Consider the following 14,554-nt stretch of genomic DNA (forward strand, 5'->3'; position numbering starts at 1 on the left):
ACCGCGACGGCCGGCACTCCACCAGCGAGGTGGGGATGAGCATTGTCGACGCACGCGAAGGGCGGATTCTGGTCAGTCCGTCACTCGCCTTCGACGGCGAGTGGGTCTCGACCTTCGCGCCGGGAACACCGTTCGCGATCGCCGTCGCCATCGAACAACTGACCGCCCTACTGCCAGACGCCGGATGGTTCTCCGAACACCGGTTAGCCCGAGACTTTTCCCCTTCAACCGTTTCCGTCCAACACTCGTAATACGAAAGAAGAGAGCACGATGTTCCAGCAACGGCCACAAAACTTTTCGAGGGTCCGGTGACGTCCGGAACCGTCATGCCAATCGTCCGCGTGGCAATACTGGCGGACAGCAGGTTGACGGAAATGGCCTTGCCCGCGGAGCTCCCGCTGCGCGAAATCCTGCCCGCGGTACAGCGTTTGGTGGTTCCGGCCAACGGCGGCTCGGAAGACGGCGCCACCCCGCGCGGTGCCGCCGAGATCGGCGCGGCGACCCAATTGAGCCTGGCCCCCATCGGTGGTGCGCCGTTCAGCCTGGACGCCAGCCTGGACACGGTCGGAGTGGTGGACGGCGACCTGCTGGCGCTGCAAGCGGTGCCGCTCGGTCCGGCCGCGCCCGGCATCGTCGAAGACATCGCCGATGCGGCCATGATCTTCTCGACCTCCCGACTGAAGCCCTGGGGCACAACGCATATCCAACGTGGCGCTTTGGCCGCGGCGATCGCGGTGGCTTTCCTGGCGACGGGGCTGTCCGTCACCTACCGGATCGCCACCGGTGCGCTGCTGGGACTTGTTGCGGTCAGCGCGGTCGCGGCGGTGACCGCGATCGTCGGCCTGCTGGTCACCGCACGCTCGGCGCGCACCGGCATGGCGCTCTCAATCGCCGCACTTGTTCCCGTCGCCGCGGCACTCGCGCTGGCCGTACCGGGAAAATTCGGCGCCGCCCAACTGACCCTGGCCGCGGCCGGTGTCACCGCGTGGTCGCTGATCGCCCTGATGGCCCCCAGCGCCGAACGTGAACGCACCGCCGGCTTTTTCACCGCGACCGCGGTGGTGGGCGCCGGGGTGCTGCTGGCCGCCGGCGCCACGTTGCTCTGGCATCTGCAGCCGATCGCCATCGGCTGCGGGCTGATCGTGGCGGCGTTGCTGGTCACCATCGAGGCGCCCCAACTGTCCGCGCTGTGGGCACGCTTCCCGCTGCCGGTCATCCCGGCCCCCGGGGACCCCACCCCGTCGGCGCCGTCGCTGCGGGTGCTCGAGGACCTGCCGCGCCGGGTCCGGATCAGCGACGCGCATCAGAGCGGATTCATTGCCGCCGCAGTGTTACTCAGCGTCCTGGGTTCGGTGGCGATCGCGCTGCGGCCCGAAACGCTCAGCGGTGCGGGGTGGTACGTGGTGGCGGCCACGGCAGCGACGTCGGTGCTTCGCGCCAGGGTGTGGGACTCGGCCGCGTGCAAGGCGTGGCTGCTCGCCCAGCCGTTCCTGGCCGCCGGCGCGCTGCTGGTGTTGTACACATCGACCGGACGCTACGCCGCCGCCCTCGGCGCGGTGCTGGTTCTCCTGGTGCTCGTGTCGGTGTGGATCGTGGTGGCGCTGAACCCGGGCATCGCTGCGCCGGAGAGCTACTCGCTGCCGGTGCGCCGGCTGGTGGGCTTTGTCGCGACGGGACTCGACGCGTCGCTGATCCCCGTGATGGCTTTCGTGGTCGGTCTGTTCGGCCTGGTGCTCAATCGATGATTCGGCCGGCATCAGCCTGCGTCGCGGCGGCAGTGGCCTTGCTGCCCACCGCCGCGACGTGGACGAGTCCGCCAGCGTCGGCGATCAGCCCGCCGACGGTCGATCCGGGAGCCGCACCGCCCAGCGGGGCGCCGGGGCCAGGGCAGCCGATGGAGCAGCGCGGACCTTGCAGCACGTCCGGGGTCGTTCCCGGCAGCGACCCCGGTGCCATCACGCCCAGCCAGTCGGTACTGAATCTGCCTGCGGCATGGCAGTTCTCGCGGGGCGAGGGTCAGTTGGTCGCGGTGCTCGACACCGGGGTGCGGCCGGGGCCGCGGCTGCCCAACGTGGAGCCGGGCGGTGATTTCGTCGAGACGACCGACGGGCTGACCGACTGCGACGGTCACGGAACGCTCGTGGCCGGACTCGTCGCCGGCCAGCCCTCGGCCGACGACGGGTTCTCCGGCGTGGCGCCCGCGGCGCGCGTGGTGTCGATCAGGACGACGTCGGCCAAGTTCTCGCCGCGGACGCCGGGTGGTGACCCGCTGCTGGCGCGGGTGTCGGCCGAGGTGTCGACGCTCGCCCGGGCGATCGTGCACGCGGCCGACCTGGGTGCCCGGGTCATCGACATCGGCTCGGCCACCTGCATGCCCGTGGACCGTCCCGTCGACCAGGCTGCCCTTGGCGCGGCCGTCCGTTACGCGGCGGTCGACAAGGACGCGGTCATCGTGGCCGGAGCGGGCAACAGCGGGGCCGGCGCCGGCGGCGCCACCTGTGAGTCCAATCCGCTCACCGACCTGAGCCGCCCCAACGATCCGCGAAATTGGGCCGGTGTCACATCGGTCTCCATCCCCTCGTGGTGGCAGCCCTACGTGCTGTCGGTGGCATCGCTGACCCCGGACGGCCAGCCGTCGAAATTCACCGTGGCCGGGCCGTGGGTTGGTGTCGCCGCGCCGGGCGAACGCATCGTGTCGATCGGCAACGCAGACGGTGGCGGACTGGCCGACGGCCTTCCCGACGGGCACCAGCAACTCGCCGCAGTGAGCGGAACGGACTACGCGGCCGGCTACGTGGCCGGTGTGGCGGCGCTGGTCCGCAGTAAGTATCCGGACCTGAACGCCACCGCGGTGCAGCGTCGAATCACCGCGACCGCGCACAACGGCGCCCGCGACCCATCCAACGTCGTCGGCACCGGCAGCGTGGATCCGGTGGCGGCCCTGACCTGGCAACTGCCAGCCGCTAATCAGCCCGGCGCGGCATCGGTGAAGCCGGTGGCCGTGCCGCCGGCCCCGGCGCCCAAAGACACCAAACCGCGCACCGTAGCGGTGGTCGGCACCGCCGTGCTGGCCGTGCTGGTGGCGGTGGCCGGCGCAGTCACCACAATCGCCGCACGCCGACGAAAGGACCCCACCCCGTGAGCAAGCATCGAATACCGACTCCCGGGAGCGGTCGAATCACGTTGGCGCTGCTGGCCGTTGTGCCCGCGGTCATGGCCTACCCGTGGCGAACCCCCGGCGACTACTCGCTGCTGGGCATCGCGGCCGTCGTCGTGATCGTATTGTTCGGCTGGTGGGGCGGTCTGCACTTCACCACCATCCTGCGCCGCCGCCTGGCGATGATCGGACGCGGCAACGCTGTACCCGCGAGCACCTCAGACACGGCCGCAACCGCCCTGATTCGCCTCGGCGCGCCGGAGGATGACTCCGATGTGCTGCCGCTCGCGCTGATCGCGAGCTACCTCAATCGTTATGGCGTCCGGGCGGACAAGATCCGAATCACCAGCCGCGACAACGCCGCCGACGTGTCACGAAGCGAGACGTGGATCGGGCTGACCGTATCGGCGACGGAGAATCTGGCTGCGCTGCAGGCCCGCTCACCGCGGATCCCGTTGCACGAGACCGCTCAGGTCGCGGCCCGCCGGCTGGCCGACCATCTGAGGGAGATCGGCTGGGAAGCCACTACCATCGCGGCCGACGACGTCCCGCGGTTGCTGACTTCCAACCCTCGCGAGAGGTGGCGGGGAGTGCAGCGCGGTGCCTCGGACTACCTTGCCGCATACCGAATTCGGGTGGACGAAGCGCTGCCGGAGACCTTGGCGGCGATCCGGTCATATTCCGCGCGCGAAACCTGCACCGCACTGGAGATCGCCGGTGACAAAGGTTCGTTCACCGTCGCGGTGGCCTGTGCGTTCCAGACGGAGACCGGCCCGGATGGCAAAGCGCCGGTCGACGGGCTGACCCCGCAACGCGGAAACCACCTGCCCGCGTTGACGGCCCTGGACCTGCTGTCCACGCGCCGGCTGGACGGACACGCCCCTGCGCCGGAGAACCTGCTCGCGCAGCTGCACTGGCCCACCCTGCTCGGCGGCGCCCATCGCGCCTCGCCCGGCCACTCCGGTGACAGCGCCGACACCGTCGAGGTGGTCAGAACATAACCTCCCGCAGGAACGTGGTCATCCGGCGCAGGTAATCCAACTGGCTGACGTGCAGCACGTGACTGCCCGGAAACCAGTGCAGCGCACACTGATCCCAGTGCTGCCATAGCTTGACGGCGTGGTCGGGCGGCGCCATCCGATCGCCGAGTCCGGTGATGATCATCCGGCGGTCCCGGTGCACCAGCGGCCGGTAGTTCAGCGGGCAGTGGTACGCCAGCCCGGCCGCGAGGTCGTCGTGGCTGATGTCGGAGAGGCGCAGGCCCAGCCGGACCAGCTGGTTGGCCGGAAACCATTCGTCGAACAACGTCGACGGGGTGACGACGGGACAGTTGGGGATCACCGCCTCGAGCCGATCGTCGGCCGATGCCACCAGCGCCGAGGTATAACCGCCCAGCGAGATGCCGGTGAGCGCGATGCGGTCGACCCCGGTGTGGTGCAAATAGTCGATGATGGAACGAAAGTCGTGCACTGCCTGTGCCATGGCCTCGGCGAAACCGCTGAGCCCACCGGAGAAATAGCCGAAACCGCTGAAGGGTGAATACTTTTCGGCCCGCTTGCCGTGAAAGGGCAACGTATACATCAGCACGTCGTAGCCGGAGCGGTAGTACCACGGCAACGAAAAGAACCGCCCGTTGGCCAGATACGACGATCCCAGGAAGCCGTGGATCACGCACAGGGTGGGACGCGGCCCATCGTCATGGCGCCAATGCTGCGCGCGCACGGTGTTGTTGGCCCGCCAGGCCCCCCACTGGGCGCGCATGGCGGGGTTGATGGCGGTGAAACTGCTGGGAAACGCGATGTTGTCGACCGTGCCACGCGCGATCCACTCCGCCAGCGGGCTGGCCCGCCGCGACGCGACCTGGGGCACCTCGGTAGGTGCCGGAAACGACCGTGTCGGGTCTTTCGCCGCGCCCAACTCCGCATAGAAGTCGAGGTTGTCGCGCTCGGCGGCGGAATCGGCTTGCCGCAGCGCGCTGGCGACCACGAACGGCGTCACCGTGGTGGACAGCAGCGAGGCCACCCAGGTGCGCAGGGCCAGATCGCCGAGGGCGGATGCCTCGACTACCATTCGCTGGCGGGGCGACAGGGCCGAGCGGGGGGGTAGTCCGCCGGAGCCGGCCGGCAGATCGGCGCCGGAAACGTCCGGAACGGGGATGGGCGGGTCGATCGGATCTGAGTCGGGCGCCACGAACGCCGATGGTAGCCCGACCGGCGCGCGTTCCCTGGGCGTTTCGCGCGGTTTCGATCGTCGTGGTGCCGTCCCGGGACGATCCGGACCGCGACGGCGCACCATGGAGTTATACGGTTTGCTATCGGCCGGCTAGCGGCGGTGTAAGGATGGGGAGGATCGACATGTGGGATCCGGACGTCTATCTGGCCTTCGCCGACCACCGCGGCCGCCCCTTCTACGACCTGCTGTCGCGGGTGGGCGCCGATCGGGCGCGTCGCGTCGTCGATCTCGGTTGCGGCCCGGGTCACCTGACCAAGTATCTGGCCCGGCGTTGGCCCGACGCGGTGATCGAGGCGATGGACAGCTCACCGGAGATGGTTGCCGCCGCCAAGGAACGCGGGATCGACGCCGTCATCGGTGACCTGCGCGACTGGAAGCCCAAACCCGACACCGACGTGGTGGTCAGCAACGCGGCCCTGCACTGGGTGCCCGAGCACGCCGACCTGTTGCTGCGGTGGGCGCGGGAGCTGGCGCCCGGATCGTGGATCGGCGTGCAGATGCCGGGCAACTTCGAGTCGCCGTCCTACGCCGCGGTGCGGGCGCTGGCCCGCCGGGAGCCGTACGCGAAGTTGCTGCGCGACATACCATTTCGGGTCGGGGCGGTGGTTCAGCCGCCGGCGCATTACGCCAATCTGCTGCTCGACGCGGGATGCAAGGTGGACGTCTGGGAGACGACCTACCTGCATCAGCTGACCGGCGAGCATCCGGTGCTGGAGTGGATCACCGGCACCGCGCTGGTCCCGGTGCGCGAGCGGCTCGACGACACGACGTGGGAGCAGTTCCGCGAGGAGATGATCCCGCTGCTGCAGGACGCCTACCCGCCGCGATCCGACGGTGCGACGATCTTCCCGTTCCGGCGGGTGTTCGTCATCGCGGAGGTGGGTCGCTCGAGCCGCTCGGCCGGGTAATCCAGCGCCCGCCGGCTGGCATCCGCGGCGGGGCAACGATTCCGCGTCAACCTGAGGCTAACGTTGCGTGGGCTTGCCTTCTTCGATGCCGCGGTCGGCGGCGATGCCCGAGCGTGGGGTCGGCTTCGAGCGATGGATCTGCAGATACGTTTCGGTGTACCGCGCGGAGATGCGGGTGCCGGCGAATTCCGACGGGATGACGTCACCCGTGCGCTGGCGCCAATCATCCAGCAGCACAGCAAGGTTGGCTGCGATTTCGGCCGCGTCGGTGCCGTCGTCGGCCAGGAGATTTGTGGTCTCGGTGGGGTCGGTGCGGAGATCATAAAGCTCCCGCTCGGGCCGCGGCGCCGCGACGAGCGGCGCGACGGCCAGCCCGGACGGGCTTTCCTGGATGTCCAGCGGCAGATCCAGCAGCGGACGGGGCACGTAGTTCTCGATGTAGCTGTAGTCCTTGGTGCGAATCGCGCGAATCGGATCGAAGGAGTCGTGGTAGGTCTTCATGGTGTAGACGTGCTCGCGCACCGGCGTGGTTTGCGGATCCGGCTCCAGGAGGGCGGGCGCGTGTGAGACACCGTCGACGTCGGCCGGAGTATCAATCCCGAGCAGCCCCAACAACGTCGGGACCAGGTCGACCGCGCTGAACAGCTCGTCGTAGACGCGTGGATCCATGGCCCGGCTGGTGGGCGGGCGGATGATCATGCCGATGCCGGTGCCGGCGTCATACAACGTGGATTTCGCGCGGGGGAACGCCGGGCCGTGATCGGTGAAGAACACCACCCAGGTGGTGGCGTTCAAACCGGTGTCGACCAGCGCGTCCAGCAGCCGCCCGACGGCGGCGTCGGCAGTGCTGATGGCCCCGTAGAAGTCGGCGAGGTCGCCGCGCACCTCGGGGGTGTCCGGCAGGTAATCGGGCGGATCCACCGCGGCGCTGTCCGCCGGCGTGTAGCGGTCGTGCGGGTAGGGCCGGTGCGTCTCGAAGAAGCCGGCGGTCAACAGAAACGGCTGTCCGACAAGGCCTTCGGCGCTTTGTCGCAGCCACTCGTCGGCCTTGTCGGCTACGTAGTCGCAATACGAGTTCGACACGTCGAACTCGTCGAAACCCAACCGCTTCGGGTAGGAGGTCTCGTGTTGCATGCCGAAAAGCGCCGAGTACCAGCCCGATTCGGACAATATTTGGGGCAGGGTCCGGATCCCGTCACGGTATTCCCAGCCGTGGTGGGCCAGACCGATGAGGCCGTTGTTATGCGGGTAGCGACCGGTGAACAGCGATCCGCGCGACGGCGAGCACAGCGGCGCCGTGGCGTGCGCCCGGGTGAACAGGATGCCCTCGGCGGCAAGGCGGTCCAGTCGCGGGCTCGACACGTCGCGGTGGCCGTAGGCACCGAGGTGGCGTCCCAGGTCGTGCCAATGCACGATCAGCACGTTGTCCTGAAGGCCCGTATTTCGTTTTTGGTCGGCTATGTCGCCCGGCGTCAATGGCGTCACCTCTCACATTGCCTCGCGACCGGCGACATTACCGCAACTTACCTGGCTGATTCGTGAGTGCGTCAGGGAGTCGGCAATTGACCCCATTGGTTTTCGCAGACGAACTCCGACAACGGACGACCGATGGCCCAGCCGTCCAATTCCAGCGCCGGGCGATCGGGAAATTCGGGCACCGGTCCCAGGCACAGGATGGCCACCGGTTCGGCGCCCGACGGCATGCTCAGCAGCGCCGCCAGCCGTTGCGGATCGAACAGTGACACCCAACCCATGCCGAGGCCCTCGGACCGGGCCGCCAGCCACAGGTTCTGGATCGCGCACGACACCGACGCCAGATCCATGTGCGGTAGCGTTCGCCGGCCGAACACGTGTGCGTCGCGGCCGTCGCCCAGCGCCACCACGAACAACTCGGCGCACTCGAGGATGCCCTCCACCTTGAGCGCCAGGAACTCATCGGATCGTTCGCCCAGGGCTTTCGCGGTGCGCGGGCGTTCCTCGTCGACCAAGGCGTGAATGCGCCGTCGCAGCGAGGCGTCGGTGATCCGGATGAAGCGCCACGGCTGCATCAGCCCGACGCTGGGCGCCGCGTGCGCGGCCTGCAGCAGGCGCGCCAGCACGGCCTCGTCCACCGCCGCACCGGGCACGAATCGGCGCATGTCACGGCGCTCGTAGATGACGCGATAGACGGCCTGGCGCTCTTGCGGGCTGAATGCCTCACCGGTCACGCCTGCCATCGTAGGAAATCGGCGTTAACGTTAAGCCCGCCCAGGCCAAGGACCTGGCGAACCCTGGGAAGGGAGCGGTTTGAAGTGAAGCCTTCGGACGTGCTCGATCAGCTGGCCAGCGAACACCGCGCCGGCCGAAATTACGGCGAGCCCTATCAGACCCCGGACGGCACCACCGTCATCGTGGCGACCAAGCCGCTGGGTGTGTTCGCCATCCGCGACGGGCAGGCCTCCTGGACGCCTGCCGTGGACAACAACCGGATCGCGCTGGTTGGGGTGATCACCGGCCTGCTGGCCGCGGTGATCGGCACCCTCGCGGTGCTGCGGCAGCCGCCGTGGCCGCGCATCACGATCAGGGACTAGCTTCACGATCAGGGACTATAGGTAACCCCGACCGCACGGAACACGTATTCCGGCGGCATGTCGAATGCCAGCGACCGCCGGGGCAGGCCGGCCAGAACTTCGTCGGGAATGGCCACCTTGTAGTGCAGCGACAGCTCACCGGTGAACTTCTCGTCGATTCGGGAGACGTCGGCGTCGACCTGCAGGCCGGTCGGCGAGATCTCCACCTGCGCCGCTCCCGACTGCGGCGCGTCCCAGCGCACGTTGACGGTCGGGCCCGCCAGCCGGGGCAGCATCGACAGCGTCGCCAGCACCCGCTCAGAGGTGAAGGCCAGGGAGCCTGTGTAGCTGGCGACGCTGTGCGGCAACCGCACGCCCGGGATGGTGCCGCTGAATCGACGGGTCACGGCTACGTAATCGGCGTGGTAGGTGAGGCCTTCCGACTCGAGCTGGGCATGCAGCTCGTCGGGTAACTTGCCGATGCCGAACAACCTACGGACAAAGACGGCCATATCGACAGTATGACGCGCGGGCGCCGCTGAGGGCGGGTCGCACGGTGACGCAGGGCGATCGCAAGCGCGGCGCTTGGCGCGGGTGCAGCGGGCCGCCCGCATGTCATCGGCGGGACTGCTGGTATCGGTTGGTTATGACGCGCCCGAGGACGCCTGTGGCCGCCGGGATCGCGGCGTTGGCCGCGACGCTGTACGGGGTGCTGTGGGTGGGCTACTGCCAGCACTGGAAATGGCTGTACCGGATGGATTGGTCGTTGCTGAACGCTGCTCGCGACATCGCGCTCAAACATCCGCTGTGGCTACGGTTTTGGGAAAGCGTGTCCTATGCGTTGGGACCGGTCCCGATGTCCGCGCTGGGCATCGCGATGACGGTCATCGCCCTGGTGATGGGCAATTTGCGGGCCGCGCTGGTGCTGGCGTTCGCGTGCGGGCCGCTCAACGAGTTCGCGACCGCCGCGGCCAAGGCCCTGGTCAACCGGCCCCGCCCGGCGACCATGTTGGTCACCGCGCCGTCCACCTCCTTTCCGTCCGGGCATGCGCTGGAGGCGATGGCCGCGCTGCTCGCCGTGCTGTGCTTTTTCTTTCCGATGCTCAACCGGATGATCCGCGGCATCGCGGTCGCGGTGGTGGCGGTGTCACTGCTGACGGTCGGCGTCTCCCGCGTGGCGCTGAACGTGCACTACCCGTCCGACGTGCTGGCGGGCTGGTCGCTGGGATACCTGTATTTCCTGTTGTGCCTCTTGCTTTTTCGTCCCTCGATCACGCGAGCAGCGGGCCCGCGGCGCGCGACCGACACCGCCACCGTGCGCTAACTACGCTATCCCGGCGGGCATTCGGTCACGACGCGGTGACCTAACTGGGGCGAAAGCTTTACTTGACCGCGCAGATGTGCGCGTTCGACGATGGAGTGCATGCACCGACTGCTCGCTTCGCTGTGCGCCGCGGCGTGCGTGGTCTTTGCCTCGGTGGTGCTGGCGCCGATCGGTGCGGCCGCGGGCGCTCCCTGGTTCGCGAACGCCGTCGGCAATGCGACGCAGGTGGTTTCGGTGGTGAGCACCGGCGGCTCCAACGCGAACATGGAAATCTTCCAGCGCACCGGCACCGGCTGGCAGTCGCTGCGGTCCGGCATTCCCACCCACGTCGGTTCGGCGGGGATGGCGCCCGAGGCCAAGAGCGGTGTGCCCGCCACCCCGATGGGCGTGTACAGCCTCGACTCCGCATTCGGTACCGCGCCGAATCCCGGCACCGGGTTGCCTTACACCCAGGTGTCGGGCGCAAACTACTGGTGGAGCGGCGACGACCACAGTCCCACGTTCAACTCCATGCAGGTGTGTCCGAAGGCGCAGTGCCCGTTCAACACCGGTGACAGCGAGAACCTGCAGATCCCGCAGTACAAACACGCCGTCGTGATGGGTGTCAACAAGAACAAGACCCCGGGTGGCGGCGCCGCGTTCTTCTTTCACACCACCGACGGAAAACCCACCGAGGGCTGCGTGGCGGTGGACGACGCTCAGCTGGTGTCGATCATGAAGTGGCTGCGGCCGGGCGCGGTCATCGCCATCACCAAGTAGCTTCTCAGTCCGAGGCGATGGCGCGTCCGGGCTTGAGCGTGAAGTTCAGACCCTCCAAAGACATTGTGGCGTCATAGGTTCGGTCGTAGCCGGTGCCACTGATCTTCCAGCCGGCCTCGGTGCGGCGGTAGGTGTCGCGGTAGAAGGCGGCCCCGATCAGCATGAAGTTGAACTCGGCGACCATGACCCGGTCCTGCAGATACCAACTGCCCGTTGCGGTGTCGCCGTCGACGGTGATGTCCGGGTGGGTCACCCGGTGTTCGGTGATGACGTTCGAGGGCAGCGAGGTACGCATGTACTCCACCAGGTCGGCCCGGTTGGTGAAGTGCAGCTCGTTTCCGATCGACGGCCCGTAGTCGGCCTTGATGTCCTCGGCCAGGGTGTCGGTGAAGTCGTCCCAATGCTTGGTGTCCAGCGCGCGCAGATACCGGTATTTGACTTGCTTTATCGCTTCGATATCGGCCAGATCGTCGAGGGTCATCAGGTCATTGCAGCACACGGGTAATGCGAATCTTGAGGCGGTCGGACGGGATGGGGCGCCGAGACTTAAACCAGTGCGAGTTCGGGCGGCGTGTCGTGTGCGTGGTTTACGTGTCGCGGTACCCCTGGCGCTCGGAGAGGTAGCGGGTGACCATGTCGATGAGGGCACGTCGTTCCGGGCTCCAATCGATCACGGCGCCGGTGACCATCTGCGCCAGCACCACACCGCGAAGCGTGGCCCAAATGACCTCGGCCACACCGGCATGCGCGGGTTCGGTGGTGATCAATCTGCCCAGCTGGCCGACCGCGGCGTTCATGTCCAGCAGGTGGCGCCGCGACGACGGGTCCGCGCCGCCGCGAGTCTCGCGCAAAATTTCGAAGGCGGCCATCGAAGTCGGGCTGCTGTAGCAGCTCCAGGCGGTGTCGACGACGACCTCGATGCGCCTCCGCAGGGGCAGCTCGCTGACGTCGGCCGACGACAGGCTATCGACCAGCCGAGCCACCCCATCGTCCACGACGGCCATCAGCAGGCCGTTGCGATCCCCGAAGTGGTACTGGATGACCCCCCAGGTCACGCCCGCGCGTTCGGCCACGTGCTTGGCGGTGGCGGCGGAGAATCCCTCCTCCACGATGCAACGCACCGTCTCATCGATGATCTTCGCCCGAGTGTCATCGCCGCGCTTGCGCGGCGCGGTGGTTCGCCGAGTGGGGCCAACAGGGCGATCAGGCTTCTGGCCAGCGACAATGGACATTATTGACTTTATAACATAGCCGAGTCTATTTTTGGGGCGTGAGCAGTCCCTCGCGATATGCGCGATTGTCGCGCGACGACCTCGTCACTTTGGTTCCCGAGCTGCTACTCATCGGGCAGCTGATCGACCGATCCGGGATGGCGTGGTGCATTTCCTCGTTCGGCCGCGACGAGATGGTCCAAATCGCCATCGAGGAGTGGGCGGGCTCCAGTCCCGTCTACACCCGGCGCATGCAGAAAGCGCTGAACTACGAGGGTGACGATGTGGTGACCATCTTCAAGGGCCTGCAGCTCGACATCGGTGCGCCGCCGCAATTCATGGATTTCCGGTACACCGTCCACGATCGTTGGCACGGCGAGTTTCACCTCGACCACTGCGGCGCCCTGCTCGACGTCGAGCCGATGGGCGAGCAGTACGTGTTCGGCATGTGCCACACCATCGAGGACCCGACCTTCGACGCCACCGCGATCGCGACCAACCCGCGCGCCCAGGTGCGCCCCATCCACCGCCCGCCGCGGACGCCGGCGGACCGGCATCCGCACTGCGCGTGGACCGTCATCATCGACGAGTCCTATCCCGAAGCGCAAAGCATCCCGGCCCTCGACATCGTCAGCCGAACGCGCGCTGCGACATGGGAACTCGATGCGATCGATCCCTCGGACGACGGACAGGCGGATTACTCCGGGCCGTTGCTGTCCGATTTCGATTTCGCCGCGTTCTCGCATTCGGCGCTGGTCCGCATGGCCGACGAGGTATGCCTGCAAATGCACCTGCTGTACCTGTCGTTCGCGATCGCGGTGCGCGCCCGCGCCGCCGACGACGACGAAGCAGTCGGCGTGTGCACGCGCGGCCTGATCGGCATCGCGGGCATGGCCGCCGAGCGCATTCACCGCGCCCTGAAACTTCCGGGCGGGATCGAAGGCGCGCTTCGCGTCCTCGAGTTGCACCCGCTGCTGAATCCTTCTGACTACGTTGTCGCCGAGACGGAATCGAACCGGCTGCATGTCCACGCGTCGCCAGCGCATGACGACCGATCCTGGATCGCGCTGTGCTCGCCGGAATCCGTGCACCCGCTCCAGGCGATCGCCACCGCGGTGGACCCGCACATCGAGGTTCGAGTTAGCGGAACGGCCACCGACTGGATCGCCGAACTCGTTGAAACCGGCACTCGCATCGAGGAACTGCCAGAGGTTTCCGTGGTCAGAGTCAGTGGGGGATCGACCTTCCAGTTCGAGCCAAGGCGTTCGCTGCCGCTGACGGTTTTATAGCGAAAAGCTTTTTGTCAAGGGGTTTTCGGTACCGCTTCGGTGACGCAGGCGCATCGAGCGCATACCAATGACATTGCGAAGCATCGGCTTTCCGCGTGTCCACGGCTATCGTTAACGCTGGCCACCGACCCCTATAGACGAAGGTTTCGCTCTATGTACGACCCACTCGGGTTGTCGATCGGGACCACGAACCTGGTCGCTGCGCGTAATGGAAGCCCACCGGTCACCCGCCGGTCCGTGCTGACCCTTTACCCGCACTGTGCACCGAAAATCGGTGCACCCGAAGAGAACCCGTACCTAACCGAGCCTGGCGTACCGATGAAGGGCTTTATCGAGCGCATCGGTGATTCCGTTGCGCTGGTGTCACCCGACGGTTCCGCGCACGACCCGGAACTGCTGACGGTGGAGGCGCTGGACGCGATGGTGCTCGCGGCCGGTGCGGATGCGGCGTGCTCGGACATTTCCATCGCCGTGCCTGCGCATTGGAAGCCCGTGACGGTGCAGGCGTTGCGCGACGCTCTGCGAACCCATCTGGGGTTCGTGCGAAGCGGTATGGCGCCGCGGCTGGTTTCGGACGCGATCGCGTCGCTGACGGCGGTGAAGTCCGAGCTCGGCCTGCCCGATGAGGGCGTGGTGGGGCTGCTCGACTTCGGCGGCAGCGGTACGTCGGCCACATTGGTCAATGTCGCGGGAGACTTCGAACTCGTCAGCGCCACCATGCGTTACGCCGCATTGTCCGGTGATGAGATCGATCAGGAATTACAGCTGCGGACGTTCGAGGAGTTGGGGCATGGCAGCGGCCTCGACCCGGCCAGCACCGCCGGTGTCGGACAGCTCGTGGAACTCAGGGAACAATGCCGCGTGGCCAAGGAGCGGCTCTCCACCGACATGACCACCGCGACAAGGTCCGTCCAGCTCGTGCGGTGGCGCACCAGCATGTCGTCGAAGGCGTAGATGAAGCCGGTCAGCCGGTCCTGAATCATCTCTTCAAGGTCGTCTTGCGTCAACGTCAAACTGCAACTGCGCCCGCCCAGCACCGCGGTGATCTCGGTGGTCATGTCGGTGGAGAGCCGCTCCTTGGCCACGCGGCATTGTTCCCTGAGTTCCACGAGCTGTCCGACACCG

Annotated in this window: 15 protein-coding genes and 2 pseudogenes; 10 read left to right on the forward strand and 7 right to left on the reverse strand. The window is 67.4% G+C overall.

From position 1 onward, the window contains the following. From A5652_RS06605 to eccE, 4 genes are all read left to right on the forward strand, one after another. On the forward strand, positions 1 to 251 hold a 251-nt coding region (locus tag A5652_RS06605), incomplete at its 5' end, for an ESX secretion-associated protein EspG (protein WP_197513802.1). Positions 252 to 326: 75 nt separating this feature from the next. Continuing rightward, on the forward strand, positions 327 to 1,745 hold the full coding sequence (gene eccD / locus A5652_RS06610; protein ID WP_156745189.1) for a type VII secretion integral membrane protein EccD: 1,419 nt from the start codon (positions 327 to 329) through the stop codon (positions 1,743 to 1,745). Continuing rightward, complete coding sequence (mycP, locus tag A5652_RS06615) at positions 1,742 to 3,142, forward strand: type VII secretion-associated serine protease mycosin (protein ID WP_067348089.1); 1,401 nt, start codon at positions 1,742 to 1,744, stop codon at positions 3,140 to 3,142. Before eccD ends, mycP begins: the two co-directional genes overlap by 4 nt. Next, entirely contained in the window at positions 3,139 to 4,158 is a 1,020-nt protein-coding gene (gene eccE, locus A5652_RS06620; protein ID WP_067348091.1) for a type VII secretion protein EccE, read from the forward strand. The genes mycP and eccE overlap by 4 nt, the downstream gene beginning before the upstream one ends. On the opposite strand, the gene A5652_RS06625 is transcribed toward eccE, so the two are convergent. Beyond that, positions 4,148 to 5,347: an alpha/beta hydrolase gene (locus A5652_RS06625; RefSeq protein WP_067348093.1), complete on the reverse strand. Its 1,200-nt coding sequence runs from the start codon at positions 5,345 to 5,347 to the stop codon at positions 4,148 to 4,150. The two genes, eccE and A5652_RS06625, sit on opposite strands and share 11 nt — an antisense overlap. A 164-nt stretch (positions 5,348 to 5,511) precedes the next feature. Here A5652_RS06625 and A5652_RS06630 point away from each other — a divergent pair, with 164 nt between their 5' ends. Further along, positions 5,512 to 6,297 (forward strand): trans-aconitate 2-methyltransferase, encoded by a 786-nt coding sequence (locus tag A5652_RS06630; RefSeq protein ID WP_067348102.1) that lies wholly within the window; start codon positions 5,512 to 5,514, stop codon positions 6,295 to 6,297. 57 nt (positions 6,298 to 6,354) lie between these two features. On the opposite strand, the gene A5652_RS06635 is transcribed toward A5652_RS06630, so the two are convergent. After that, entirely contained in the window at positions 6,355 to 7,782 is a 1,428-nt protein-coding gene (locus A5652_RS06635) for a sulfatase (protein WP_067348104.1), read from the reverse strand. 62 nt (positions 7,783 to 7,844) lie between these two features. Further along, positions 7,845 to 8,513, reverse strand: coding sequence for a 5,6-dimethylbenzimidazole synthase (bluB, locus tag A5652_RS06640; RefSeq protein WP_067348106.1), 669 nt, complete (start codon positions 8,511 to 8,513; stop codon positions 7,845 to 7,847). Between the two features lie 75 nt (positions 8,514 to 8,588). On the opposite strand from bluB, the gene A5652_RS06645 reads away from it, so the two are divergent. After that, a complete protein-coding gene (locus A5652_RS06645) occupies positions 8,589 to 8,867 on the forward strand; it encodes a hypothetical protein (protein WP_067348108.1) in 279 nt (92 codons plus the stop codon). An 8-nt stretch (positions 8,868 to 8,875) separates the two neighbouring features. Here the strand turns inward: A5652_RS06645 and A5652_RS06650 are convergent, their stop codons facing one another. After that, a complete protein-coding gene (locus tag A5652_RS06650) occupies positions 8,876 to 9,358 on the reverse strand; it encodes a hypothetical protein (RefSeq protein WP_067348110.1) in 483 nt (160 codons plus the stop codon). A gap of 134 nt (positions 9,359 to 9,492) precedes the next feature. Here A5652_RS06650 and A5652_RS06655 point away from each other — a divergent pair, with 134 nt between their 5' ends. Together A5652_RS06655 and A5652_RS06660 are read left to right on the forward strand one after the other, a co-directional pair. Next, positions 9,493 to 10,170: a phosphatase PAP2 family protein gene (locus A5652_RS06655; protein ID WP_067348114.1), complete on the forward strand. Its 678-nt coding sequence runs from the start codon at positions 9,493 to 9,495 to the stop codon at positions 10,168 to 10,170. A 99-nt stretch (positions 10,171 to 10,269) separates the two neighbouring features. Next, positions 10,270 to 10,929: a L,D-transpeptidase gene (locus A5652_RS06660; protein ID WP_067348126.1), complete on the forward strand. Its 660-nt coding sequence runs from the start codon at positions 10,270 to 10,272 to the stop codon at positions 10,927 to 10,929. A 4-nt stretch (positions 10,930 to 10,933) separates the two neighbouring features. Here the strand turns inward: A5652_RS06660 and A5652_RS06665 are convergent, their stop codons facing one another. Further along, positions 10,934 to 11,410 (reverse strand): nuclear transport factor 2 family protein, encoded by a 477-nt coding sequence (locus A5652_RS06665; RefSeq protein ID WP_369805759.1) that lies wholly within the window; start codon positions 11,408 to 11,410, stop codon positions 10,934 to 10,936. 106 nt (positions 11,411 to 11,516) lie between these two features. Next, complete coding sequence (locus A5652_RS06670; protein ID WP_067348120.1) at positions 11,517 to 12,161, reverse strand: TetR/AcrR family transcriptional regulator; 645 nt, start codon at positions 12,159 to 12,161, stop codon at positions 11,517 to 11,519. A 38-nt stretch (positions 12,162 to 12,199) separates the two neighbouring features. On the opposite strand from A5652_RS06670, the gene A5652_RS06675 reads away from it, so the two are divergent. Beyond that, positions 12,200 to 13,429 (forward strand): hypothetical protein, encoded by a 1,230-nt coding sequence (locus tag A5652_RS06675; protein ID WP_067348123.1) that lies wholly within the window; start codon positions 12,200 to 12,202, stop codon positions 13,427 to 13,429. Between the two features lie 153 nt (positions 13,430 to 13,582). Further along, positions 13,583 to 14,326: pseudogene (locus A5652_RS06680) on the forward strand (Hsp70 family protein); the annotation flags it as partial. Here the strand turns inward: A5652_RS06680 and A5652_RS28395 are convergent. After that, positions 14,320 to 14,554, reverse strand: a pseudogene (locus tag A5652_RS28395) (hypothetical protein); the annotation flags it as partial. The pseudogenes A5652_RS06680 and A5652_RS28395 overlap by 7 nt on opposite strands.

This window comes from Mycobacterium sp. 1165178.9 (assembly GCF_001673555.1).
In the GTDB taxonomy this organism is placed as follows: Bacteria; Actinomycetota; Actinomycetes; order Mycobacteriales; family Mycobacteriaceae; genus Mycobacterium.